General features: G+C 71.2%; 20 protein-coding genes. 10 read left to right on the plus strand and 10 right to left on the minus strand.

Translation table 11 applies throughout. The features are described 5' to 3' along the window. Window positions 1-119 precede the first annotated feature (119 nt). Window positions 120-1,250 (plus strand): acyltransferase family protein, encoded by a 1,131-nt coding sequence (locus PV963_RS04980; RefSeq protein ID WP_425541013.1) that lies wholly within the window; start codon window positions 120-122, stop codon window positions 1,248-1,250. Window positions 1,251-1,278: 28 nt separating this feature from the next. Here PV963_RS04980 and PV963_RS04985 read toward each other — a convergent pair whose 3' ends face one another. Then, window positions 1,279-3,384 carry an alpha-galactosidase gene (locus PV963_RS04985; protein ID WP_274821943.1) on the minus strand — a complete coding sequence of 702 codons (2,106 nt, stop codon included), beginning with the start codon at window positions 3,382-3,384 and terminating at the stop codon, window positions 1,279-1,281. A 133-nt stretch (window positions 3,385-3,517) separates the two neighbouring features. On the opposite strand from PV963_RS04985, the gene PV963_RS04990 reads away from it, so the two are divergent. From PV963_RS04990 to PV963_RS05015, 6 genes are all read left to right on the plus strand, one after another. Next, a complete protein-coding gene (locus tag PV963_RS04990; RefSeq protein WP_274814321.1) occupies window positions 3,518-4,555 on the plus strand; it encodes a LacI family DNA-binding transcriptional regulator in 1,038 nt (345 codons plus the stop codon). Between the two features lie 86 nt (window positions 4,556-4,641). Then, complete coding sequence (locus PV963_RS04995) at window positions 4,642-5,973, plus strand: ABC transporter substrate-binding protein (RefSeq protein ID WP_274814322.1); 1,332 nt, start codon at window positions 4,642-4,644, stop codon at window positions 5,971-5,973. A gap of 2 nt (window positions 5,974-5,975) precedes the next feature. After that, window positions 5,976-6,899, plus strand: coding sequence for a carbohydrate ABC transporter permease (locus PV963_RS05000; RefSeq protein WP_274814323.1), 924 nt, complete (start codon window positions 5,976-5,978; stop codon window positions 6,897-6,899). Beyond that, a complete protein-coding gene (locus PV963_RS05005) occupies window positions 6,896-7,720 on the plus strand; it encodes a carbohydrate ABC transporter permease (protein WP_274814324.1) in 825 nt (274 codons plus the stop codon). The genes PV963_RS05000 and PV963_RS05005 overlap by 4 nt, the downstream gene beginning before the upstream one ends. Window positions 7,721-7,820: 100 nt before the next feature. After that, the gene (locus PV963_RS05010) at window positions 7,821-10,286 is read left to right on the plus strand and encodes a CBM35 domain-containing protein (RefSeq protein ID WP_274814325.1); all 2,466 of its coding nucleotides are present in this window, start codon (window positions 7,821-7,823) and stop codon (window positions 10,284-10,286) included. 140 nt (window positions 10,287-10,426) lie between these two features. After that, complete coding sequence (locus PV963_RS05015; protein WP_274814326.1) at window positions 10,427-11,419, plus strand: sporulation protein; 993 nt, start codon at window positions 10,427-10,429, stop codon at window positions 11,417-11,419. Between the two features lie 13 nt (window positions 11,420-11,432). On the opposite strand, the gene PV963_RS05020 is transcribed toward PV963_RS05015, so the two are convergent. Further along, the gene (locus PV963_RS05020; protein WP_274814327.1) at window positions 11,433-12,581 is read right to left on the minus strand and encodes a M56 family metallopeptidase; all 1,149 of its coding nucleotides are present in this window, start codon (window positions 12,579-12,581) and stop codon (window positions 11,433-11,435) included. A 6-nt stretch (window positions 12,582-12,587) separates the two neighbouring features. Continuing rightward, window positions 12,588-12,974 carry a BlaI/MecI/CopY family transcriptional regulator gene (locus PV963_RS05025; RefSeq protein WP_274814328.1) on the minus strand — a complete coding sequence of 129 codons (387 nt, stop codon included), beginning with the start codon at window positions 12,972-12,974 and terminating at the stop codon, window positions 12,588-12,590. Between the two features lie 140 nt (window positions 12,975-13,114). Between PV963_RS05025 and PV963_RS05030 the strand changes: the two genes are divergently transcribed. Both PV963_RS05030 and PV963_RS05035 read left to right on the plus strand, forming a co-directional pair. Next, on the plus strand, window positions 13,115-13,765 hold the full coding sequence (locus tag PV963_RS05030) for a hypothetical protein (RefSeq protein ID WP_274814329.1): 651 nt from the start codon (window positions 13,115-13,117) through the stop codon (window positions 13,763-13,765). Next, the gene (locus PV963_RS05035) at window positions 13,753-14,004 is read left to right on the plus strand and encodes a twin-arginine translocase TatA/TatE family subunit (protein WP_274814330.1); all 252 of its coding nucleotides are present in this window, start codon (window positions 13,753-13,755) and stop codon (window positions 14,002-14,004) included. The genes PV963_RS05030 and PV963_RS05035 overlap by 13 nt, the downstream gene beginning before the upstream one ends. Before the next feature lie 12 nt (window positions 14,005-14,016). Here PV963_RS05035 and htpG read toward each other — a convergent pair whose 3' ends face one another. The 3 genes from htpG to PV963_RS05050 all read right to left on the minus strand — a co-directional run bounded on the left by htpG (window position 14,017) and on the right by PV963_RS05050 (window position 17,662). Then, window positions 14,017-15,915, minus strand: a complete 1,899-nt coding sequence (gene htpG / locus PV963_RS05040) for a molecular chaperone HtpG (RefSeq protein WP_274814331.1) — start codon at window positions 15,913-15,915, stop codon at window positions 14,017-14,019. An 86-nt stretch (window positions 15,916-16,001) separates the two neighbouring features. Beyond that, window positions 16,002-16,721, minus strand: coding sequence for a class F sortase (locus PV963_RS05045; protein WP_274814332.1), 720 nt, complete (start codon window positions 16,719-16,721; stop codon window positions 16,002-16,004). A gap of 146 nt (window positions 16,722-16,867) precedes the next feature. Continuing rightward, window positions 16,868-17,662, minus strand: a complete 795-nt coding sequence (locus PV963_RS05050; RefSeq protein WP_274814333.1) for a hypothetical protein — start codon at window positions 17,660-17,662, stop codon at window positions 16,868-16,870. A 263-nt stretch (window positions 17,663-17,925) separates the two neighbouring features. Here PV963_RS05050 and PV963_RS05055 point away from each other — a divergent pair, with 263 nt between their 5' ends. Beyond that, complete coding sequence (locus PV963_RS05055; protein WP_274814334.1) at window positions 17,926-18,426, plus strand: hypothetical protein; 501 nt, start codon at window positions 17,926-17,928, stop codon at window positions 18,424-18,426. A 19-nt stretch (window positions 18,427-18,445) separates the two neighbouring features. Here the strand turns inward: PV963_RS05055 and PV963_RS05060 are convergent, their stop codons facing one another. The 4 genes from PV963_RS05060 to PV963_RS05075 all read right to left on the minus strand — a co-directional run bounded on the left by PV963_RS05060 (window position 18,446) and on the right by PV963_RS05075 (window position 23,706). Next, a complete protein-coding gene (locus PV963_RS05060; protein ID WP_274814335.1) occupies window positions 18,446-18,733 on the minus strand; it encodes a DUF3040 domain-containing protein in 288 nt (95 codons plus the stop codon). A 656-nt stretch (window positions 18,734-19,389) separates the two neighbouring features. Continuing rightward, a complete protein-coding gene (locus PV963_RS05065; protein WP_274814336.1) occupies window positions 19,390-20,664 on the minus strand; it encodes a cation:proton antiporter in 1,275 nt (424 codons plus the stop codon). Window positions 20,665-20,951: 287 nt separating this feature from the next. After that, window positions 20,952-22,415 (minus strand): L-fucose/L-arabinose isomerase family protein, encoded by a 1,464-nt coding sequence (locus PV963_RS05070; protein WP_274814337.1) that lies wholly within the window; start codon window positions 22,413-22,415, stop codon window positions 20,952-20,954. A gap of 31 nt (window positions 22,416-22,446) precedes the next feature. After that, entirely contained in the window at window positions 22,447-23,706 is a 1,260-nt protein-coding gene (locus tag PV963_RS05075; protein ID WP_274814338.1) for an MFS transporter, read from the minus strand. Window positions 23,707-23,811 lie beyond the last annotated feature (105 nt).

The following is a 23,811-nucleotide window of genomic DNA, read 5'->3' on the forward strand; positions in this document are numbered from 1 at the left end:
TCGCACCGGCACCCCACAGCCGTAACCCCGGCAAGACGCGTATGTGCCCGTCCCGGTTCCCCGCACCGTGCGCGGGAGGCGTGATGAGCGAGGACACACTGCGCGAGGACACCCTGCGCATGCGGCCCGTGGCGAGTACGAGCGGCGAGACCGGGGCGAGCACGTCACGCGAGACCGCTGCCCCGCCGAAGCCGGCCGGGCAGCGCGACGCGTTCTTCGACAACGCCAAGTACCTGGCGATCGTGCTGGTGGCGATCGGGCACGCCTGGGAGCCGTTGCGGGACGGCAGCCGGGCGGTCAGCGCGCTCTACATGGTCGTCTACGCCTTCCACATGCCGGCGTTCATCGTCATCTCCGGCTACTTCTCGCGCTCCTTCGACGCGAGTCCGGGGCGGGTCAGGCGCCTGGTCACCGGGCTCGCCGTTCCGTATGTCGTCTTCGAGACGGCGTACACGCTGTTCACGCGATGGACGGACCAGGAGCCCGACCGGCCCGTCAGCCTGCTGGATCCGCTGTATCTGACGTGGTTCCTGGCGGCGCTGTTCATCTGGCGGCTGACCACGCCGGTGTGGCGGCGCGTGCGGTGGCCGCTGCCGCTCGCCCTCGTCATCGCGATGCTGGCGACGCTGTCGCCGTCCGTCGGCAACGACCTCGACCTGCAACGCACCCTTCAGTTCCTGCCGTACTTCGTCCTCGGTCTGCTGCTCAAGCCGGAGCACTTCCGGCTGGTGCGCCGCCGCTCGCTGCGTGTGCTGGCCGTTCCGGTCTTCGCCGCCGCTGTCGCCGCGGCCTACTGGGCGGTCCCGCGGATGACCGGCGCCTGGTTCTACCACCGCGACAGCGCCGAGGAACTCGCCGCGCCCGCCTGGTACGGGCCCGTGATGACGCTGGTGACCTTCGGCTGCTCGCTGGTCCTGGTGGCCTGCTTCCTCGCGTGGGTGCCCGGACGCCGGGCGTGGTTCACCGTGCTGGGCGCGGGGACGCTGTACGGCTACCTGCTGCACGGCTTTGTCGCCCAGGGGTCCAAGTTCTGGGGCTGGTACGAGCCGGCGTGGGTCCACCGGCCCGTGGGCGTGGTCGTCGTGACGGTCTTCGCCGCGGTGCTCGTGACCGCGCTGTGCACACCGCCGGTGCGGCGGCTGTTCCGCTGGGTGATGGAGCCCGAGATGGCGTGGGCGTTCCGCCGGGACGCACATCAGCAGGCGCGGGAACGCAACGCGGTCCGCGAGGGGAGCGCCGTAGGCCGTTGACGCCGGGGCCCCGCCCACCCGTCCTGGCCTACCCCTCCTGTGTGAGCCGGATCAGCAGCACACCGGGCGTGCGCGGCACGGACACCGTCAGTCCGTCCCCGTCCCAGACGGCCTTGCCCGCCCCCGCGGAGGACGGGTGCAGGACGTCCGCGCGGACGGTCCGGCCCGCCAGGTGCCGGACGGGGACGCGGAGTTCGGCCGGTCCGCCCCGGCGCCAGACCGACAGGTATGCCGTGCGGTCACCGGGGACCGAGAGCCCCAGGGCCAGCCACTCGTCCGTCCAGGCGGGCAGGCCGAGCGGCCAGAACGGCAGGGCCCGTGCGAGGTCCCCGCGGATCGACTTGTAGACCGCGACCGCGTCCCGTACGAGGGCCAGTTGGTGTCCCGACATGCGGTCGAGATGGCCCGAGAGGTGGATGCGGCCGAGCAGCGCCCCGCCCAGGGTCCACGTCGTCAGGTCGTCGTCGAACTCGGGCTGCGGGTAGGCCCAGACGGCGCCCTGTTCGGGCGGGACGGCGGTCGGCGCCGCGGCGGCGATGGGCGGGTAGCGCAGGGGATCCTGCTGGTCGCTGGTGGACTGGAGCTGGGCGACGGCCAGGGTGGCGCCGTCCATGCGCATGCCGCCCGAGGCGCAGTTCTCCACGACGAGTCCGGGGTGGCGGTCCAGTACGCCGGACAGCCAGTCCAGGTAGGCGTGGGCGTGGCCCAGCAGCCCGGCTCCCGGAGCGAGGTCGCCGGGTGCCTCGGTGCCGGGGTCGATCACGATGTTGTAGTCCAGCTTGAGGTAGCCCACGCCCCAGTCGCCGACGATCCGGTCCACGGTCTTGTCGAGGTGGGCGCGGGCGGCGGGGTGCCGCAGGTCGAGTTGGTGGCGCCCCTGTTCGGCCAGGCGCACGCCGTCGCGCTGGAAGAACGCCTCGTCGGGCAGTTCGGCCGCGACGGGGCTGCGCACCCCGACGACCTCCGGCTCCAGCCACAGTCCGGGCACCATCCCGCGCTCCCGGATCCGGTCCAGGACGGCCTGGATGCCGCCGTCGGGGAAACGACGCGGTGAGGGCTGCCAGGCGCCGACGCTGTCCCACCAGCCCTGGGTGTCGTCGTCGTACCAGCCCGAGTCGATGCAGAAGTACTCGGCACCGGCGTCCGCGGCGGCGTCGATCAGCGGCAGGAGCTTGGCCGTGGTCGGGTCGCCCATCAGGGTGTTCATGTAGTCGTTGAAGACGACGGGGAGGGCGGTGTGGTCCGGGTGCGGGCGGCGGATCGCCCGGCGGTAGGAGGTCAGGGCGCCCATCGCGGTGTCGAGGTCGGAGCCGAGTGCCAGGGCTCCGGGGACCGTGGTGAACTCCTCGCCCGGGGCGAGCCGGACGCGCCACTGGTGTTCCGCGTCGGTGGGGCCGTTCAGCGCGAGGTAGGTGCCGTGTGCGCGTTCGCCCAGGTCCCAGCGCCAGCCGGCCGGGGACTCGACCTGCCAGGCCCAGGTCCGGCCGCCGTCCCGCTCCGTCAGCGCGCCCATGGCCAGATGGCCGTCGGTGGGCCAGCTGCCGCGCCCGGTGAGGGCGAGGGCGGCCCGGCTGTCGTGCTGGTGGACGTCGACGTGGATGTCGGCGACGGCGGCGCGCAGCGGCTCGGCGTACCAACGGCACTCGGCGAGCCAGTCGTTGCGGGCCCGGTGGACGTCGAGGGCGTCCGGGGCGGGCAGGCCGCCGAGCAGGAGGCTGCTGACGGACTGGACGACCAGCGGCTGCCGGCCCTCGTTGCGGAGGCGGACGCGGGAGCGGAGGACGGGCAGTGCGGTGGGGGACGTGAGCTCGACGGACGCCGTCAATCCGGTGTCCGGGTCGTGGAGTTCGACGGTCAGCCACTCCCAGCCGTCGCGTCTGCCCGTGCGGTGGGTCCGGTAGGCGAGCCGGGCGCCGAAGGCCGTGCCGGTGAAGCGGGGGCCGGACCAGCCGCTGCCGTGGCCGAGGGCGGTGAGCTCCACGAGCGGGAGCGCGGAGTGCGGGGTGGCGGGGCGGTCGTCGTCGGGGTGGGCCAGCCGGACCAGCCGCGGGGTCCCGTCGGCGGCGACGGCGAACCCGGCCCGGAGGGCTTGATGCCCCCAAGTGAACTCGTCCTGCCGCTGGTTGGAGGCCATGTGCGCCGCATCCGCCGTGCCCGTCAAGGTGCTCCCCCTCCTGACCTCGTCCCGTCCTCGGGGAGCGGAGGTCCGCGTGAATCCCTCGTTACGGTCTCTTGACGACCCAATTGTGACCGGTCACAATCCTCGCATGAATGTGACCGGTCACACAAGGCGCCCGGCGAGCATCAGGGACGTCGCGACCGCCGCGGGGGTCTCGTACCAGACGGTCTCGCGGGTGATCAACGGCCATCCCAGCGTCCGGCCGTCCACCCGGGAGCGGGTGCTCGCCGCCATCGACGAGCTGGGCTTCCGCCGCAACGCGACCGCCCTCGCCCTGGCCAGCGGGCGCAGCCGGGCCGTGACCGTGCTCACCGCGAACACCACCCACTACGGCTACGCCTCGATCCTCCAGGGCATCGAGGAGGCCGCCCGCGCGGCGTCGTACGCGGTCGGGATCGGGGTGCTGGAGTCGGCCGAGGACGCGGCCGTCGCCGCCGAGGTGCAGCGCGCGGCGGACGCGGGCGGCGGGATCGTCGTGATCGCATACGATCCGGCCGGTGTCCGGGCGCTGGAAGCCGTGCCCGCCGGGCTGCCGGTCGTGGGCGTGGTCGAGACCCCGGCGACCCCGCCCGGCGGCGACCGCCCATGGGTGTGGGCCGACGACCGCGAGGCGGCCTACCAGGCGACCCGCCATCTGCTCTCCCTCGGCCACGAGACCGTGCACTACGTGGCCATCCCGTCCAGCACCCGCCGCACGAGCGCCCGCACCAGCGGCTGGCGGCAGGCGCTGAAGGAGGCCCGCGCCCCGGAGCCCCGCCCCGTGCAGAGCAGTTGGGGGCCGGCGGGCGGTCACGCCGCCGGGCTGAAGCTGGCGAAGGACCAGTCCGTCACCGCGATCCTGTGCGGCAACGACGACCTCGCGCTCGGCGTGCTGCGCGCCCTGCACGAATCCGGCCGCCCGGTGCCGGGCGAGGTCAGCGTGGCCGGTTTCGACGACGCCCCGCACTCAGCCTTCCTCACCCCGTCCCTGACGACCGTACGCCTGGACTTCACCGGCCTCGGGCGGTCCGCGTTCGCCCTGCTGCACGGCGTGCTGGAGGAGTCCGCGCCGGTCGCCCCGCATCCCGTGTCCGTGCCAGAACTGGTGGTGCGGGAGAGCTCGGGGCCACCGCCCGCCGCCGCCTGAACATCCGATGCCTGAACAACCCGAACGAGCCCAGCAGTTGTGAGTCCCGCTTCCTGAACCGAACCGCATGCTCCGAAAGGCACGAGATGAAGACAAGAGCTCTCCCCGCCCTGGCGCTGATATGTGCCGTCGGCCTGGCCGCCACCGCGTGCAGCGACCCGACCGCCGGGGACTCCGGTTCGGACGGTTCGGACGCCAAGCGGACGGCGGTGAATCCGACCGCCCGGCTGGACGGCGTGAAGCTGACCATGTGGACCGCGCAGAACACGGTGAACGCGCCCAAGCAGGTCATCGACGCCTTCGAGAAGGCCACCGGCGCCAAGGTCGACACCCAGGCGATCCCGGACCTCTACGAGCAGAACGTGCCGACGAAGCTGGCCTCGGGCGACCGCCCCGACCTGATGTTCTGGCAGCCGTCCATCTCCACGCTGCCGTTCATCCAGCCGAAGCAGAACCTGCTGACCCTCGACGGGGAGCCGTGGGAGGCCAAGCTCGGCGACACCGAGAGGTCCCTCGGCGTCATCGACGGCAAGCGGTACGCGGCGATCGTCACCAGCCCCGCCATGCTCGGCGTCTACTACAACAAGGACGTCTTCAAGCAGGCCGGACTGAGCGAGAAGGACTTCCCCAAGTCCTACGACGAGTTGCTCGCCCTCGGCCGCAAGGTCGTCGACAAGACCGACGCGGCCGCCTTCTACGAGGCCGGCGGCGACAAGTGGCCGCTCCAGTGGCAGATGCAGGTCCAGCTCACCGACCTCGACCGGCAGTGGTGGGCCGACCTGAACGCCGGCAAGAAGAAGTGGACCGACCCGGTCGTCGTCGGCGCGATCAAGAAGTACAAGGAGAAGCTGCTCGACGCCGGGCTCGCCCAGAAGAACTACCGGACGGGCACCTTCACCGGGCAGGCCGACGCGCTGTGGAAGGGCGACGCCGGCATGGTCCTCAACGTCACCTCCTTCCAGAGCCAGTTGCAGGCCAAGTACTCCACCGCCGAGCTGGACCAGAAGATCGGCTGGTTCCCGGTCGCCAACTCCTCGGCCACCGGCCTGTACTCCCCCGACCAGACCAACGGTGTCGTCGCCTTCAAGACCGGTGACGACAAGCGGCAGAACGCGGCCCGGCAGTTCCTCGCCTTCTGGCTCGGCCCGGACTACCCGGACTACATCAAGACGATGAAGATCCCGTCCGTGCAGCCGTCCGTGCCCACTCCCGACGGACTGCCCGAGGCGTCCAAGGCGCAGGTGGCGGCCCTGCCCAAGGCCATCGGCGTCTTCCAGGCCAAGGCGATCGTCGCCCCCGACACCCACCTCTACCTGGCCGACATGATCTTCGGCAAGAAGAGCCCGCAGCAGGTCGCGCAGGCGATCCAGGACCAGTTCGCGCAGGTGGCCAAGGCCCAGGGCGCCCCCGGGTTCTGACCATGGCGGACACGGTCGTACGTACGCGCAAGCAGCCGGCGGCACAAGGCACACCGAAGGGCGTGGGACGGCTGCCGCGCGCCGCCGTGCACCACCCCTGGTGGTTCGCGCTCCCCGCGATCGTCGTCTTCGCGGGCTTCTTCCTGGTGCCCAACCTGCTGAACTTCTACTACCCGTTCACCAACTGGTCCTCGTACCACGCGGACATCGCCTTCACGGGCCTGGACAACTTCAGGACCATCGCCGAGGACGGCTCGCTGCTGCGGGCGATCCGCACGACCCTGGTGTACGCGCTGCTGGCGGCGCTGTTCCAGAACGGCTTCGGGCTCGTGCTGGCGCTGCTGCTGGAGAACGACAGCCGCTTCAACCGGTTCTTCCGCGCCGTGTTCTTCCTGCCGGTGCTGATCTCGGCGCTGGCGACCGGTTACGTCTTCCAGGCGCTGCTCGACCAGGACGGAGCCGTCAACTCCGTTCTGGGCACGGACATCCCGTGGCTGGGCTCGACGACCTGGACGCTGGTGATCGTCACGCTCATCCACGGGTGGAAGTGGATGGGCCTGTCGATGCTCATCTACCTGGCCGGCCTCAAAGGCATCCCCGGCGAGATGCTGGAGGCCGCGAAGTGCGACGGCGCGGGGCCCTGGCGGACCTTCTGGTCGGTGCGCTGGCCGATGCTCGCACCGGCCGTCACCTTCAACGTCACCACCGCGCTGATCGGTTCGATGAACACCTTCGACATCGTGCAGGCCACCACGGGCGGCGGCCCCGCCGCCTCCACCGAGGTCTTCAACATCTACATGTTCCGGATCTTCGGGCAGGGCCTGTACGCACAGGCCTCCGCGATGAGCCTCGTCCTCTTCCTGGTCGTGGTCGCCGTGGCGATCCCGCTGGTCGTGGGGCTCCGGCGAAGGGAGCAGATGCTGTGACCGCGGTGTGGCGGTACGGCCGCCCCTGTCTCGTCGTCCTGCTCGCCGCGCTGGCCGTGGGCGTGCCGCTGTGGCTGGTCGCCGTCACCTCGGCCAAGCCGCAGGCCGAGGCGATCAAGCCGAACCTGGACCTGCCCCGGCAGTGGCAGCCCGGGAGCAACTACGCGGACGCCGTCAGCCAGGGCGAGATGCTGCGCGGCTTCCTCAACTCGCTGCTCGTCGTGGTGCCTTCAGTCGTCCTGGTGCTGATCCTGGGCGCGGGCGCCGCCTGGGTCTTCGCCCGGCGCAAGTCGAAGCTGGTCTCGGCGGCGTACGCGCTGTGCATCAGCGGACTGCTGCTGCCGCCCGCCGTCATCACCATCGTGATGGAGCTGCGGCAACTGGGGATGGCGAACACCCGCCCCGGCATGATCGCCGTCTACACCGGGATGTACCTGTCGACGTCGATCTTCTTCATGACCGGCTTCATCCGCGCCATCCCCATGGAGCTGGAGGAGGCGGCCAGGATCGACGGGGCGACACCGGCGCGGATCTTCTGGCGGATCGTCCTGCCGCTGCTCCGGCCGGTGATCGCCACCGCGACGATCATGGTGATGCTCTATGCCTGGAGCGACATCTTCTACGCGTTCTTCGTCCTCGGCGGCGGAGACCGGGCGACCCTGCCGCTCAACCTCTACCAGGTCGCCAGCGCCCAGCTCTACCTCAACAACTGGCATCTCGTCTTCGCGTACGTCGTGGTGATGAGCCTGCCCATGGTCGCCGTGTTCCTCGTCGGCCAGCGAAAGATCGTGTCCGGAATCACCAGTGGAGCCGTGAAGTGACTGGAGGTCCAGCAGCGTGATCACCCCCACCCGCACGAAAGCCCGTACGAGATCTCGTACCAGAACCGCCTTGATAACAGCACTACTTGGAGCAGCCACCATGGCAGCCACTCTCCCCGCAGCCGGAAACGCGGCAGCAGCGGACCCACAGCGCCTTACCGTCGACCTCAACGCCTCCGAGGGCCCGGTGATGCTGGGCGCCAACGGCTCGCTGTACGGGCTCAGCGACGACGGGGTGCCCAGCGACGCCGCGATGGCGCCCCTGAAGATCACGAGCATCTCGCAGAAGCCGGAGGGGGGCGCCCAGCACCCCAACGGCGACGCGCTCACCGTCTCCAAGTCGTTCTTCCGCAACGGCGGCGGCGAGATCAACGTGATGATGCAGGACATGTACGCCAAGTGGCCGTACGAGGACCTCGGCATCGACGACTACCTCCCCAAGGTCGACAAGATCGCCAAGGAGGTCTCGGCCGACCCGAACAGCGACCGCTTCGTCTACATCCCGTTCAACGAGCCCGACCAGATCTGGTACAAGCTCGACGTCGCCGACCAGGCGCAGTACGAGAAGAACCGGGACCGGTTCTTCAAGGACTGGAAGACGGTGTACCAGCGGATCCGCGCGATCGACCCGGACGCACGGATCGCCGGACCGAACGAAGCCGCGTACCACACCCGCCTGTTGAAGGACTTCCTCGCCTTCGCCAAGCGGGAGAACGTGCTGCCGCAGGTGATGACCTGGCACGAGCTGGGTTCCGGCTCACTGCGCGACTTCCAGGCGCACTACGACGACTACCGCAAGCTGGAGCGCGAGGCGGGCATCGCCCCGCTGAAGATCAACATCGACGAGTACGCCAACCGCCGTGACCTGTCCGTGCCCGGACAGCTCGTGCAGTGGGTGTCGATGTTCGAGCGCAACAAGGTGTACGCCAACATGGCGTACTGGGACGCGGCCGGCAACCTCAGCGGCCACGTCGTGCGCTCGAACATCCCCAACGGCGGCTGGTGGCTCTTCCGCTGGTACGCGGGCATGACCGGTGACACCGTGAAGGTGACGCCGCCGCAGCCCAACACCATCGACACCCTCCAGGGGCTCGCCTCCCTCGACACCTCCCGCCGCCAGGCGCAGGTCCTGCTCGGCGGCTCCGCGGCCGACTCGGACGTGGTCGTGCGAGGCGTCCCCCGGTCGGTGTTCGGCCGTACGGTCACCGCGACCGTCGCCGAGGCCGCCTGGTCCGGTTACGAGGGGCAGCACGCGGCGCCACGGGTCCTCGCGCGCACCAAGGTGAAGGTCGCGGACGACGGTTCGGTGACCGTCCCGCTGCGCGGCCTGCACAAGATGTCGGCGTACCGGGTCGTCCTCACTCCCGGCGGCTCCGGCACCCCGTCCGCCGCCTCCGTGCCGTGGTCGGCGTCGTACGAGGCCGAGGACGCGGCCATCACCGACGGCAAGGTCTACACGCAGGGCACGGTCCAGAACGCCAACGGCTACGCGGCCTCCGGCACCAAGGACGTCGGCTCGCTCAACCAGCCCGGCAGCAAGGTCACCTTCTCGGTGAAGGTCCCGAAGGACGGCACGTACGACCTGGCGATCCTGTACGGCAACCAGTCCGGCGGCCCCGCCACGCAGAAACTGTCGGTCGACGGCGGCGCCCCGGTGACGGTCACCTACCCCTCCACGGAGAACTGGACGTACCGCGCCAAGAAGGACGTCAGCGTCCAACTCAAGGCGGGCACGCACCAGCTGACCCTGTCCAAGGGCGACGCCGAGGTCACCCTGGACCGGATCGACCTGACCACGCGGACGGGCGCGCCGTCCGCCTCCTACGAGGCCACGCTGGCGGACATCAGCGGCAAGCCGTCGTACGACTACACCTCGTCGGCCGGTGTGGGCACGGGCTCCCTGGTCCTGCGCTCCGGTGACAAGGCGGTGTTCGACGTGTACGCCCCGCGCGACGGCTACTACACGGTGGTGCCGCGTACCTCGGCGGCCGTGAAGCTCTCGCTGCACGGGGAGACGGTCACGGCCGCGCCCGGCCGCCCGCTGCGGCTCTACCTGGTCGCGGGGAACAACCGGATCGCGATGACGTCGGGCCACAGCGCCGTCCGCTCCCTCGACGTCACCGGCGACGGCTCGGCCGCCGGCACCCTCTCCTACGAGGGCGCCTCGGCCACGCTCGCCGGCGGAGCCAAGCTCGTCGACTCCCCGCACGCGTCCGCGGGCTCCTACATCGGCTGGCTCGGCAACAGCGCCTCCAGCACCGCCCAGTTCACGGTGGACGCGCCCCGGTCCGGCCGCTATCTGCTGGTCGTCCACTACGCCCACAACGACCGCCGGGACAACGGCCACGCCTACAACACGGACATCATGTCCCGTACGGCGGACATCACGGTCGGGACCGCGGACCCGGTGAAGGTCACCTTCAAGAACACCTGGAGCTGGGACGACTACTGGACCGTCGGCGTTCCGGTCGATCTGGCGAAGGGCGCGAACAAGGTGACGTTCGGCAACGCGAGCGCCTGGGCGCCGAACATCGACCGCATCGAGTTGGGCCGGATTGTGGGCTGAACCGCGCGGTGACGGGGGCGGTTGCGGAGGAGTGAGCTGTACTCCTCCGCAACCGCCGTGCAAGATCGCTTCCGGCACTCCCCTATACTTCTACATGCTTGTAGAACGTCAGTACACGCATGTGAGGAGTGGACGCCACCATGGTGTTCAAACGACTGCTCGGCGCGCTCGGCGTGGGCGGCCCCACGGTCGACACGGTCCTCGACCCGGCTCCCGTCCGGCCCGGCGGCACGCTCACCGGTGAGGTCCGGCTGGAGGGCGGCAAAGCCGACTTCGACATCGAGCACATCACCCTGGAGCTGGTGGCCCGGGTGGAGGCCGAGCACGAGGGCGGCGAGAGCGAGGGCGTCGTCGCCTTCGGCCGCTTCACCGTCGGCGGCGGCTTCCGGCTCGCCGAGGGCGAGAAGCGGGGTGTGCCGTTCAGCGTGACCCTGCCGTGGGAGACGCCGGTCACCGAGCTGCACGGCCAGAGCCTGGGCATCGTCCTGGGCGTGCGCACCGAGTTGTCGGTGGCCGGCGCGCAGGACAAGGGCGACCTGGACCAGCTGAACGTGACGCCGCTGCCCGTGCAGGAGGCCGTTCTGGAGGCCCTCGGCGGGCTCGGGTTCGGATTCAAGACGGCCGACCTCGAGTACGGGCGCATCGGCGGCACCGGCCAGCAACTGCCCTTCCACCAGGAGATCGAACTCCTCCCGTCACCCCGGTACGCGCACCAGGTCAACGAGATCGAGCTGACGTTCCTGACGGGCCCGGGCGGCATGGAGGTCGTACTGGAGGCGGACAAGCGCGGCGGCTTCCTGTCGCCCGGCCATGACGCGCTGACCCGTTTCACCGTCTCCCACGACGGAGTCGAGCACCAGGACTGGCCCGCGATCGTCGACGGCTGGATCCGGCAACTGGTCGAGCACCGGGCCTCGTACGGCTCCCCCGCCGCGTTCGGCATGGGCGGCCACGGGCATGACGGGCACGACGGGCACCACCATGACGGCCACCGCTCGGGCCCCGGCATGGGAACCGCCGTCGCGGCGGGCGCGGCCGGGCTCGCGGCCGGGGTCGTCGGCGGCATGGTCGCGGACGAAGTGGTCGACGAGGTCGGGGACTTCTTCGAGGGCGAGGAGGAAGAGGAGGGCTGAGGCCGCCGCCCCCTCAAAGAGGTGTCGCGGCGTGCAGGATGAGCACCATCGTGACGGCGGAGTTCGCGGAGGACATCGCCGACGCGGCCGTTCCGGCGGCCGCGCCCCACGCCGCCAGTCCGACCGAGGTGAACACCGAGGGCCAGTTGCGTACCGCGGGTGGCGGACCGAGCAGGGCCGCCACCCGGCGCGGCACCGGGCCCGGAGCGGCGAGTCCCGCGAGCGTCGGCGCCGGGGTACCCCGGGAGACCAGGGCGGCCGTGCCGATGGCACGCGCCACCGTGCGGCGGCTGCCGATCGCCCGGGCCGCCTCCTCGTCCGCCCACCGCTCGGCCGTGTAGGCCACGGCCGTACGCAGCGGCCGAAGAAACGGGTTGGCGCGGGCCGCGAGCTGCACGGCGAGCAGGAAACGGTCGTGCCGGGCGGCGAGGTGCGCCCGCTCATGGGCGAACAGGGCCCGGCGCTCGGCCGGCCGGAGCCGGTCCAGCAGGGCCGTGGTCACCACGACACGCCCCCCGCGCCGACGGCGGACAGGGCGCCCGGCGCTGCCGCGCAGAGCACCGACCAGGCGGCCACCGGGCAGAGCACCACCGCCGGAGCGACGGCCATGCTGAGTACCACCGGGCGGAACACCACCGCCCGGGCGACCGCTACGCCGAGCACCGCCGCTTGGACGACCGCCACCCAGAACACCACCGCCCTGGCGACCGCCCCGCGGAGCACCACCACCCCGACGGCCACCGGGCAGCGCATACGCATAGGGGACGACGTCCGGCAGTACGGCCACCTCCGTGTCCGGCAACCCGGACAGCGCGCGGTGGGCCTGGCGGCGTACCCGGGCGTGCCGCCACAGCGTGCGGGCGCAGGCGACGACGACCGCGCACAGCGCGGGAATCGCGGCCTTGCCGACGACCTCGTCATAAGGGACCGCAGCCCGTACCTCGGGGTCCGACCAGCCGTCGGGCAGCGGGTTTCCGGGCAGTTGGGCGGTGCCGACGACCATCACGAGTCCCAGGCACACCGTGCTGCACAGCGCGAGCACCGCGGCCATCGCGGTCAGCAGCCGGGTCGCGGTGCGCGGGTGCAGATGCTGTTCGGCCAGGCGCGCGACCGGCCACGCCGTGAGCGGGAGAACCAGTGGCAGAAAGACGAAGACCCCCATGAGGCTTCAGTCTTCCCCCTCGCCATGGACCTGATCCAGCAGGTCACGCAGCAGCCGCTCGTCGTCCGGGCCGAGGCCGGTGAGGAAGCTGGCCAGCACGGCCTCGCGGTCGCTCTCGGCGTCCAGCACCTTGCGCATCTTCCGGGCGGCCAGGCCCGCATGGTCCGAGGAGGGCGTCCAGGCGAAGGACCGGCCCACCCGCTCCCGGGTAACCGCACCCTTGTCCAGCAACCGGGTCAGGATCGTGATCACCGTCGTGTACGCGAGGTCACCGCCGAGGCGTTCCTGCACCCAGCCGGCCGTCACCGGGCCGTCCGCCTCCCGCAGTGCCGACAGCACCAGCGCCTCCAGCTCGCCCTGCCCCCGCCGGGGACGCTGCCGGGGATCCGTCACCGCCCTGTCTCCCTTCAGCCGCCCTGTCTTGCCCGTGGACATCGTATAGATCCGCGGGACCACCCCCTTCACTTCTACAGTACTGTAGATTTAATGCGTTCGCTCCCAACGTCCGATACGACAACCGACAAGGAGACCCTGTGGCCGATCCGCCCCGCCTCCACCCCGAGGACCGCGCGGACTTCGAAGCGGTACTGGATCTGGCGCTGAGCACCGCGGACCTCCATGGCGCCGTGCGCGCCGATCCGACCGGCCGGACGGCCGCGCACCTGCGCGCCCACGCGCTCGCCCACGCCGACGCCATCACGGCGGCGGCAGGCGAGCCGTACCGCGCCTACCTGGCCGTACGGACGGCCGCCCGGCAGGACGCGCGGCGCCCGCTCGACACCGGCAGTCTGCTGCCCGCCCTCGCGGTGCTCACGCCGCTCGTGGCGGCGACCTCCGCCGGGGCCCTGCTCCTGCTCGGCTGCCTGCTCCAGGTCGTCGGCGCACCCGGCCCGTTGCCCGGGTCGCTCGTCTCGGCCGGCTGGACACTGGCGCTCGTGGCGGCCGTGACCGGCCTCCTCGGCCTGGCCGCGCTGCTGCGCTCGGCCCTGGGCGGGCGGGCCGACCGCGTGGAGCACGCCCGGCTGGCCTGGCGGCAGGCCCTGCTCGACCACGGCATGCTGCCCCATCTGCTCCGGCATCCGGCGGTCGCACATTGCGATGCGGGGATCACACCGGGCTCCCCGCCCGATACGCTCACGCCGTGCCCGGCCCGGGCGAGAAAGGACACACCATGTTCGGACTGAGCGAGCTCGCGATCATCCTCATCGTCGTCATAGCCGTGATCGGGGCCAGGAAGCTGCCCGAACTGGCCCGGTCGGCCGGCAAGTCCGCCCGCATCCTCAAGGCCGAGGCACGCGCCGCGAAGGACGAGGAGGCCGGGGCGGGCGCCGCGCCGCGGGTGGTCCAGGGCGAGATCGTCCCGCCGGGCACCGGCGCGACCCCGCCCGGCGCGCGGGCGGCGGACGCCCCGGACCACCGCTGATCCGCCGACCGCCTACAGCGTGCGCTCCAGGCGGTCGGCCACGAGCTTGACGAAGCGTGCGGGGTCCTTGGGCTGGCCGCCCTCGGCGAGCACCGCCAGCGTGTGGAGCAGTTCGGCGGACTCGACGAGACCCGAGCGGTCCTCGCGCCCCTTGTACGCCTGGTTCAGGTTCTTCACCAGCAGGTGGTCGGGGTTGAGTTCGAGGATCCGCTTGGTGCGCGGCACCTCCTGGCCCATCGCCCGGTACATGTTCTCGAGGGCCGGGGTCAGGTCGTGCGCGTCCGAGACGACGCAGGCCGGGGAGACGGTGAGCCGCGACGACAGGCGCACCTCCTTGATGTCCTCGTCCAGCTGCTCCCGCATCCAGCCGAGCAGACCGGCGTACTCCTCGGCCTGCTTCTCCCGCTCCCCGTCGGCCTTCTCGTCCTTCTCGCCGTCGAGGTCGATCTCGCCCTTGGTGACGGAGCGCAGCTTCTTGCCCTCGTACTCGCCGACGGCGTCGACCCACACCTCGTCGACGGCGTCGGTGAGCAGCAGGACCTCGATGCCCTTGTCCCGGAACGCCTCCATGTGCGGGGAGTTCTCGATGCTCTGCCGGGACTCGCCGGTGATGTAGTAGATGTCCTCCTGGCCGTCCTTCATCCGCTCCACGTACTGCGCGAGCGTGGTCGGCTCGTCCTCGGCGTGCGTGGTGGCGAACGACGCGACGGCGAGGATGGCGTCCCGGTGCTCGGAGTCGGTGACCAGGCCCTCCTTCAGCACGGTGCCGAACTCACGCCAGAACGTGGCGTAGCGGTCGGCGTCCTTGGCCTTGATCTCCTTGACCGTGGACAGGACCTTCTTCGTCAGCCGGCGCTGCATCATCCGGATGTGCCGGTCCTGCTGGAGGATCTCGCGGGAGACGTTGAGCGAGAGGTCCTGCGCGTCGACGACGCCCTTGACGAAGCGGAGGTAGGGCGGCAGCAGCGCCTCGCAGTCGTCCATGATGAAGACGCGCTTCACATACAGCTGGACGCCGCGCTTGAAGTCCCGCGTGAACAGGTCGTGCGGGGCGTGCGAGGGGACGAAGAGCAGGGCCTGGTACTCGAAGGTGCCCTCGGCCTGGAGCCGGATCGTCTCCAGCGGCTCGCGCCAGTCGTGGCTGATGTGCTTGTACAGCTCGTGGTACTCGTCGTCGGACACTTCGTCGCGCGACCGCGCCCACAGGGCCTTCATCGAGTTCAGCGTCTCGGGCTCGGGCGCGTCCTCGCCGTCGCCCGCCTCCGGGACCATCCGGATGGGCCAGGTGATGAAGTCCGAGTACCGCTTGACGATCTCCCTGATCGTCCACGGCGAGGTGTAGTCGTGGAGCTGGTTCTCCGGGTCGGCGGGCTTGAGGTGGAGCGTGACGGAGGTGCCCTGCGGCGCGTCGTCGACCTTCTCCAGCGTGTACGTGGACTCGCCGCGCGACGTCCAGCGGGTCCCCTGGCCCTCGCCGGCGCGCCGGGTCACCAGCGTCACCTCGTCCGCCACCATGAAGCCGGAGTAGAAGCCGACGCCGAACTGGCCGATGAGCCCCTCGGCATTGGCCGCGTCCTGGGCCTCCCGCAGCTCCTTCAGGAAGGTGGCCGTACCCGAGTTGGCGATGGTGCCGATGAGCCGTCCGACCTCGTCGTACGACATGCCGATGCCGTTGTCCCGCACCGTGAGGGTCCGGGCGTCCTTGTCGACGTCGAGCTCGATGTGCAGGTCGGACACGTCGGCGTCGAGCAAGTCGTCCCGCAGCTTCTCCAGGCGCAGCTTGTCCAGCGCGTCGGAGGCGTTGGAGACGAGCTCCCGCAGGAAGACATCCTTGTTCGAGTAGACCGAGTGGATCATCAGCTGGAGCAGCTGACGTGCCTCTACCTGGAACTCAAACGTTTCGGTGGTCATGGTTCGCGAATACCTCACAGGTCCCACAGTCGCCTGAACTGGTGGCAGTCACTTTAAAACACCACGTCAGGCCGGGGACCCGGAAGTCAGACGAGATGGGCGAACACGACCAGATTCTCGGTGTAGTCCCGGGCCTGCCGGTCGTAGGCACCCGCGCACGTGATGAGCCGGACCTGGGCGTCGGGGGTGTCGCCGTACACGCGCTTGCTGGGGAAGTCGGCCTTGGCGAACGACTCGGCGTCGTCGACCACGAAGGTCGCCCTGCTGCCGTCGGCCCGCGCCACGTGGAACCGGTCGCCCTTCCTCAGCTGGCTGAGCCCCGCGAACACGGCCGGGGACGTCGCGGTGTCCACATGCCCGGCGATGATCGCGGTTCCGGCCTCGCCGGGCGAGACGCCCTTGGCGTACCAGCCGACGAGGTTGGTGTCGTCGGCCGGAGGGGGTTCGAGCTCACCCGAACGGCCGATGGCGAGGTCGGTGAAGGGCGCGTTCACCGAGATCTTGGGGATGAAAAGCCGGACCGGCCGGGACCGCGGCAGATGCGGGCCGGTCCCGGACGTTGCGGTCCGGTGCGGCGCTGCGGACGAGGGCGGCGCGTCGGGCGCGGCGGAGGCGGCGGGCGAGACGGCCGGTGGGGCGTGCGGCGGGCCGCCGGCGTCGGACGACGACTCACCACGGGCGGTGACCATGGTGACGGTCAGCACCAGGGCGGCGAGACCCCAGATGACCGTCCCGACGGTGCGCAATCGCCGCTTCGACGGCGCGGGACCGGGCTCGGCAGGAGAGGGAGGGGGGCTGGCTGCCATCGGAGACCACCTCATTCGGGCACGGCAGCGGAACGGACACGGAGGCGGACGCGGCACACGGCACACGGCACGCGGGAGGACGAGCCGGGCCGCCGCGACGCGAGGAGCACGTGCGGCGGCCACGGCGGCCTGCGGTCAGGCCTCGGTCATGCCGCGCCCTGCGAGGCCCTCTGACGCCTCAGGGCGTACAGGCCCGTGCCGGCCACGGCCAGCACCGCCAGCCCGCCGGCGGTCACGCCCGGCGTGGAGGCCAGGGCACCGCCACCGGTGTGCACGCCACCACGCGGCTTGTCGTGCTTGCCGTGCCCGAAGCCCTTCTCGTGGTCGTCGTGCTTGCCGTGCTCGAAGCCCTTCTCGTGGTCGTCGTGCTTGCCGTGCTCGAAGCCCTTCCCGTGGTCGTCGTGCTTGCCATGCTCGTCGCCGAACTCGTCCTTGCCGTGCTTGTCCCCGAAGCCGTCCTCCTCGTGCTTGCCGCCCCAGGATTCGTCGCCTCGCTCGCCGTCCTTCTCCCAGTCGTCCGAGTTCACCAGGGTCAGCGCTCCGCCACCCGTGTGCACTCCGCCGCGTGGCTTTTCGTGCTTGCCGTGCCCGAAGTCCTTCCCGTGCTCGTCGTGCTTGCCGTGGTCGTCGTGCTTGCCGTGCTCGTCGTGCTTGCCGTGCTCGTCGTGCTTGCCGTGCTCGTCGTGCTTGCCGTGCTCGTCGTGCTTGCCGTGCTCGGGGCGGTCCGAGTCGTGGTCCGTGTTCACCGCGGTCAGAGCTCCCCCACCCGTGTGCATCCCGCCGCGCGGCTTGTGGTGTTTGCGGTCCTTGTCGTGCTCCTTGCTGTAGGAAGTGGTGTCGTGGTCCCGGTCACCCATCGCCTCGGCGTAGGCGGTGGGTGCGGCGATCGCGAGGGCGGCCGTGGCCGTGGCCGTCGCCAGCAGCATGCGGGCAGAACGCATCGGTGAGTCCTTCCGTCTCGGACCGGGCGCTGACGCCTCGCCAGCTCACGAGACCCGGCCTCGACGTGCACCACCGTCAGCCATGCCGGGCCGTCCCACCATCCGAAGCGTTCACACGGGTTACGAACACACCCTGACGGCGGCATTCGCCCCGGCCGGTCCGGCCGGAAGGATCGCAACCTCTCTCCCGTCGCACCCGTCTCCTACGGCGACACGTAGGGGGCGAGGTTCGCTCTCCCCGGGACCAGCTGCGGGAGGCGTTCATGGCCATGGTCGGCCTGTTCTGGATCGGCGAGGACTCGGTGTACGTGGGGGCCGAGCCCGAGGGGGCGGCCTCCGGGGTGCGGCTGTCCGAGGACGGAGTCGGGGCGCTGGGGGCCGGCCGGGGCGGGTTCTGGACGTGGGACCAGGTGGTCCGGATCGAGGCTCACGACGTGCCCGTGCGGTCCGGGGTGCGAAGGCTGGCGTCCATGGCTTTCGACGCCGCGCTCGTCGTGGTCACGGGTGACGGCCGGCTGCCGCCCGCCTTCACCGTGGAGGTGGCGACGGCCGAGGAGACCGTCCAGGTCGATGTGCACGCGGCCGTCGCCGGAGGGATCTACCTGCCCTCCGAGTACGAGCTCTCCGTCGCCCTCCTCCAGCGGCTCGCCGACGGCGGCACCGGGATCGGAGACCTTCTCGCCTGGGGTCGTGACCACGCGGCCGAGGACACTCCGCCGCGCGAGGAACGCGAGGCGCTGCTGCGGCAGTGGGCGGGGGCGTAGGCTCCGGCTGCCGCGCGCGTCACCATCGCCGCTGCCGCTGACGCCCCAGGCGGCTCGGGTCGGGGTCGACCAGTTGGGCCGCCATGCCGACGAGGACCAGCCCGGCCGCGATGAGCAGCCCTTGGGCCAGGGCGATGCCGGAGCCCAGGACGGCCACGCCGAGGGCCAGCGCCCACCAGGCTCCGCTGCGCCGGTACTCCCGGGGCCGGGCCGGGCGGCCGGATCTCATGGCCCGGGTGAACCTGGGGTCCTCCCGCTCGAGTCGTGCTTCGAGGTCGACGAGACGTTCGTCTTCGGACTGGGGCACGGCTTCTCCTTCCCGGAACCCGACAGCGCTTCGAGGCAGGGCACGGCCGAGGCCATGGCAAGTCCTGGGGTGTCGGGCCGTGTGACGGTGCGGAGGGAGACAGCCCGCCGACGCGCGGCGCGGCCGGTCTCACCAGGGCTTCAGCTTCTCCCCCCTCCAGCGGCGTCCGCCATCAGGCCCAATCCTCATCCTTCCCGGTGGCCGCCCTGTACGAACGCCGTGCCGTAAGGCGGTTGTTCGGTTGGGATGGGTGGTGGCACGGATGGCCGGAGACCACCCGGGCCGGTGGGGACGGGATCCGGCGGCTCACCGACGTCGCGCGCCACGCTCGGGCCCGGCACGCCGAGCTCGCTGCGCGGCGTACCGCGACGGGCGTGGAGCGACGCGCCCGTTTGACGAGGGCCGCGGCATCGGCCACGCGCCGGTGGGAGCCGGCGTCCGGGAGGGGCGTGGACGTGCCCTCCTCCCTGCTCGTCGGCGCCGGCCTCGGTCTACGTCCTGAAGTACGCCGCGGACCGCGACTCGGTCGAGGTGCGCCGGGCCACCGCCGCGCCATCCGTGTCGGGCTGATCGAGCCCTGAGCCGGGAGTGCGCTAGGAGGTGTCCGCAAAGTCCCGTCGTCCGCCCGCAGGACAGGCGGGACTTCGCGGACCCCCCTAGCGCTCCGCCTCTGCCGGCAGCGCGGAGGCGGCGGACGACGGTGTCCCGCCGTCCCGGGGGCGGGGCTCGGTGTCGTACGACGGGGCCGTGCGGCCGGGCCGGAGGTCCTGGGCGGCGCGGAGCGCGTGGGCGAGCAGGTGGGCCCGGCCGGCGGCGATGGGGCCGAGGATCGCGAGGACGAGGACGTACCCGGCGATGAACGGGGCGAGGCGGGCGTCGAGTCCGGCTCCGGCGGCCATGGCGGCCAGGATCAGCGCGAACTCCCCGCGGGCCACGAGGGTGGTGGCGATCTCGGCGGCGGGCTCGGTGCCGTAGCGGTACACGCGGGCGACGAGGAGTCCCGCGGCGACGTTCATGACGACGGTCAGTGCCGCCGCCGCGGCGACCGGGCCGACGACGGAGACGATGTCGCCAGGGTCGATGGAGAGCCCGAAGGCGAAGAAGAAGATCGCCGCGAAGGCGTCGCGCAGCGGATGCACGAGTTCCCGGATGCGCGGGCCGGAGGGCGTTCCGGCCAGGATCAGGCCGACCATGAACGCGCCGATGGCGTCGGCGACTCCGAGGACCTCGGCGACTCCCGCCACCAGGACGGCCGCGCCGAGGAAGCTGATGACGAGCAGTTCGTTGTCGCGGGTCGCCATCAGACGGCCGGCCGGCTTGGTGCCGTAGCGGGCGGCCGCGGCCAGTACCAGCAGGAAGCCGAAGGCCTTGGCGCTCTGGAGGAACGTGTCGCCGACGCCCTGGGCGCCGCTGATGACCGGCTGGAGCGCGGCGAGGTAGAGGGCCAGGAAGATGTCCTCGACCACGATGACGCCCAGGATGAGACGTGTCTCGGGGCGGCCGATGCGGCCCTGGTCGATGAGGATCTTGGTGACGATGGCGGACGAGGAGATCCCCAGAACACCGGCGAGCACCAGCGCCTCCCGGACCCCCCAGCCCAGGACGAACCCGAAGGCCAGGCCCGCGCCGACGTTGAGCAGCAGGTAGATGCCGCCCGCCGTCAGCAGGCGCCGGCCGCCGCTCCTGAGGTCGTCGAGGTGGAACTCCAGGCCCAGGTAGAACAGCAGCAGCACCAGTCCGAGTGCGGAGAGCATCTCGAAGTCGTGTGCGTCCTCGACTATGACCAGGCCCGGCGTGTGCGGGCCGAGCAGGATGCCCGCGAGCATGAAGAGCGGGATGGTCGGGAGTCCGATCCTGCCGCCGAGGCGGGCGAGGAGGGCGGCGGCAAGGAAGGCGCCGCCCATCGCGAGGAGGCTGTCAGCGTGTCCCACGGGTCACCGCCTTCGCGGGCGCGCAGGGGGCGGATCGTTTCACCGTGCGGGGATGGATAAGGGCTCCTCCTTCGTGGGGCTGGGTCGGACGGCGTCGTGCACGTCTCGGCGCCGCCCGAGGCCGCGGCCATGACAACCGACGCGAGCCTCGGCGACGCCGCCAGCCTCACACGGGCTCCGGGCCCGTCACCATCGGTGCCCGCACCCATTTCCGGGCGGTGGCGACACCCACTCTCCGTGTGGGGGCGACAACCACTCTCCGGGTGGGCGCGACGCCCGTCTCCCCGTCACACGCTCCGGTGGTCGATGCCCAGCAGGCTCGCCGCCGCCCTGAAGTCGGCCGCGTGGTGGCCGACCGCGAGGGACCAGTGGTGGCCGACACCCGTGGCGCTCCACGCGTCCACCCATTCGCCTGGATCGCGGCCGAAGTCGACGCGGCTGGTGGTGTTGCCGATCTCCAGCAGGGGTCCCGGTACGACGGTGCCCTCGGAGGTGACGAAGGACAGGCTGCCATCGGCGTCCTGGCCGAGGCCCAGCAGGGTGACGGGCCCGTGCTGTACGTCGAACTCGACGCTCACGCCCCAGCCGCGTTTGCCGTGGTAGACGCCGAGCCCGCGCAACAGCGGGTCGCGGGCGCTGACCGCGAGGTGGGCGGGTCCGTCGTGGCCCATCTCCACGACGCCGTCCTCGAAGTTGAGGGCCTGGATCTCGGTGAAGGAACCTCCGGCGCCGACGCTCTGGGACGCGAGCTGGGCGACGCTGGTGCGCAGTTCGTACTCCCCGGCCGCCGGCACGCCCCGGGCCGTGAGCAGGGAGGCGCCCAGGATCATGCCGGCGCCGAGCCGCTCGTGCAGCTCCCCGTCGAGGCCCCGGTGGTAGTACGCGAGGCTGTCGAGCTGGAAGTCCGCCACGAGCCGGTCGAGGGCGACCGACACGGTCGCGCCCCAGGCGAAGTCCTCCTCCACCACGCTGTCGTCGAGGGTGAAGACCTGCCGGGCGAGCGCCATCCGCTCCCTGGTCTCCTTCTCGGTCACGCGCTCCACCCGGTGCCGCAGGTCGTCGAACTCCAGCACCTCCACGTGCGAGCCGAACGTCGTGGACAGCAGCGTCGGATCGGTCTGCACGTCGAGCATGCCGGGATACACGTGTCCCATGAGGCCGTGCCGGGCGTGCCGGAGCGCGGCGCGGATGTGCGCGGCCCGGATCCACTGTTCGATGCGCCGCCAGGCGGACTCCTGCCGCAGCCAGCCCGACACCGAGCGGAAGGGGATGCCGGCGCGCCGGAAGACGTTGCCGACCTCGGGGACGGGGCACTGCCCGCAGTAGGCCAGCCAGGCCCCGGTGTCGAAGGAGGCGTGGTCCATCTTCTCGGTCGGCTGGAGGTCGATGACCAGGACCGGCGTGTGCGTGCGCTGCGCGATCGGCAGCACCATCGAGGAAGTGAGATACGTCGTCAGGAACAGCACGATGAGGTCGCAGTCGGCCTTGCGCAACTGCTCGGCGGCGCGCGCCCCTTCCTGGGCGTCGGAGACGAACCCGGCGTCGGTCACCTCCGCGTCCATCCCCCGGAAGCGCTCGGCGACGTAGGCGGCCGACTCCTTCAGCTGCGGGAGGAGCCCGGGGAACTGCGGCCAGTACGTGCCGAGTCCGCCGGCGACCAGTCCGATCCGGGTGCGGCGCCGGGTGACCGGCGGGAGCAGGTCGTGCAGGGCGGCGGCCCGTCCGGCGGTGCGGTCCGCGGTCGTTGCCATGGTCGGTGCTCCTTGTCGAATCTGCTGCGGCTCAGGTGCTGGGGACTCGCAGGTCCGCTCTGTCCTGCGCCGCGCCGGTGGCACGGGGGACCAGGACGCGGATGATGAACACGCCCGCGAACGCGGCCACCGTCATGCAGGCGGTGATCGTCCAGAGCAGGACGGCCGGGCTGTAGTCGGCCAGGGCGGGGGTGAAGAACGCGGCGACCGCGAAGACCCCCCGTGACAGGGCGTAGGTGAAGCCCTGGGTGGTGCCGCGGGTGTCCGCGGGCAGCGTGAGCTGCGACCACACCTTGTAGTTCGCCTCCCCGGCGAAGGGGTTGGAGAGCTGGTAGAGCACGAAGAACACGAGCATGCCGACGAGTGCGCCCGCGGTCAGGGACGCGATGACGAAGGCGAGGATCTGCACCACCGCGGCCACGTGGAACAACCGGTCACGCCAGGGACTGTCGGCGACGCGGACGAAGGCGAAGGTGAGCAGCACCCCGATCGGGATGAACGCCAGGTTGATTCCGGTGGCCAGGCTCTGTGAGGCGTCGCTGACGGTGACGAGCAGATAGGTGCCGAACTGGCCGAAGGTGTTGGCCCCGAGGCCCCAGGTGACGTAGAAGACGAAGGTCGCGGTCATCGGCAGCAGGGCGGCCCGGGTCCAGATGTTCCTCAGTGCGCTGCCGCGCGAGGCGGCCGCCGTCTCCTCCTCCGTGTCCTGTTCGGCGGACAGCTTCAGGCGGGAGCGCAGGGCCCAGGTGACGAGCGCGGCGACGGCCAGTTGTCCGGTGATGAGCCGGGCCCCGGTCATGCCCGTGGTGGACAGGACGAAGCCGAGGAAGATGGCGACGGCGATGCCCAGCATCCACATGACCTGCGTGAAGGCGACGAGTCGTCCCCGGGCCCAGGAGGGTGCGGCGTCCGAGACCACGGCCAGGGACGTCGGCAGGTCGGCGCCGGCCGCGAGTCCCGCGACGAGGACGCCGATCAGCAGCGTGATGTCGTCGGGCGCCAGCGTGATGACGATCGCCCCGAGCGCGAAGCAGAAGATGTCCCAGTTGTAGACGCGGCGGCGGCCGAAGAGGTCGGCGAGCCGGCCGCCGACGAGGGATCCGACGGCGATGCAGCCGGTGACGATCGCGCTGATCGCACCGGCCATCCACACGCCCATGCCGTAACTGTCGCGGTAGATGGCCAGGTTGACGGAGATGCTGACGATCAGCCCGGCGTCGAGATAGGAGGCCATGCCCGACAGGGCGGCGGCCTTCCAGAGCTGTTTGGGGATGGGGCGGGTACCGGCCATGATGCGACTCCGTCGTCTGGTGACATCGCGGTTCCGGGGGCCTGGTCGCAGCGAATATAGGGCGAGAAAAACGTTGCAACAAGGTGTCGCGCAGACATCGGCGAC

This window comes from Streptomyces coeruleorubidus (genome assembly GCF_028885415.1).
GTDB lineage: Bacteria > Actinomycetota > Actinomycetes > Streptomycetales > Streptomycetaceae > Streptomyces > Streptomyces coeruleorubidus_A.

Excerpts from the sequence above, each read along its gene's own strand:
- PV963_RS04980 (WP_425541013.1), top strand. The coding sequence starts at position 120 with ATGCGGCCCGTGGCGAGTACGAGCGGCGAGACCGGGGCGAGCACGTCA.
- PV963_RS04985 (WP_274821943.1), bottom strand. The coding sequence starts at position 3,384 with ATGGCCTCCAACCAGCGGCAGGACGAGTTCACTTGGGGGCATCAAGCC.
- PV963_RS04990 (WP_274814321.1), top strand. The coding sequence starts at position 3,518 with ATGAATGTGACCGGTCACACAAGGCGCCCGGCGAGCATCAGGGACGTC.
- PV963_RS04995 (WP_274814322.1), top strand. The coding sequence starts at position 4,642 with ATGAAGACAAGAGCTCTCCCCGCCCTGGCGCTGATATGTGCCGTCGGC.
- PV963_RS05000 (WP_274814323.1), top strand. The coding sequence starts at position 5,976 with ATGGCGGACACGGTCGTACGTACGCGCAAGCAGCCGGCGGCACAAGGC.
- PV963_RS05010 (WP_274814325.1), top strand. The coding sequence starts at position 7,821 with ATGGCAGCCACTCTCCCCGCAGCCGGAAACGCGGCAGCAGCGGACCCA.
- PV963_RS05015 (WP_274814326.1), top strand. The coding sequence starts at position 10,427 with ATGGTGTTCAAACGACTGCTCGGCGCGCTCGGCGTGGGCGGCCCCACG.
- PV963_RS05020 (WP_274814327.1), bottom strand. The coding sequence starts at position 12,581 with ATGGGGGTCTTCGTCTTTCTGCCACTGGTTCTCCCGCTCACGGCGTGG.
- PV963_RS05035 (WP_274814330.1), top strand. The coding sequence starts at position 13,753 with ATGTTCGGACTGAGCGAGCTCGCGATCATCCTCATCGTCGTCATAGCC.
- htpG (WP_274814331.1), bottom strand. The coding sequence starts at position 15,915 with ATGACCACCGAAACGTTTGAGTTCCAGGTAGAGGCACGTCAGCTGCTC.
- PV963_RS05045 (WP_274814332.1), bottom strand. The coding sequence starts at position 16,721 with ATGGCAGCCAGCCCCCCTCCCTCTCCTGCCGAGCCCGGTCCCGCGCCG.
- PV963_RS05050 (WP_274814333.1), bottom strand. The coding sequence starts at position 17,662 with ATGCGTTCTGCCCGCATGCTGCTGGCGACGGCCACGGCCACGGCCGCC.
- PV963_RS05055 (WP_274814334.1), top strand. The coding sequence starts at position 17,926 with ATGGCCATGGTCGGCCTGTTCTGGATCGGCGAGGACTCGGTGTACGTG.
- PV963_RS05070 (WP_274814337.1), bottom strand. The coding sequence starts at position 22,415 with ATGGCAACGACCGCGGACCGCACCGCCGGACGGGCCGCCGCCCTGCAC.
- PV963_RS05075 (WP_274814338.1), bottom strand. The coding sequence starts at position 23,706 with ATGGCCGGTACCCGCCCCATCCCCAAACAGCTCTGGAAGGCCGCCGCC.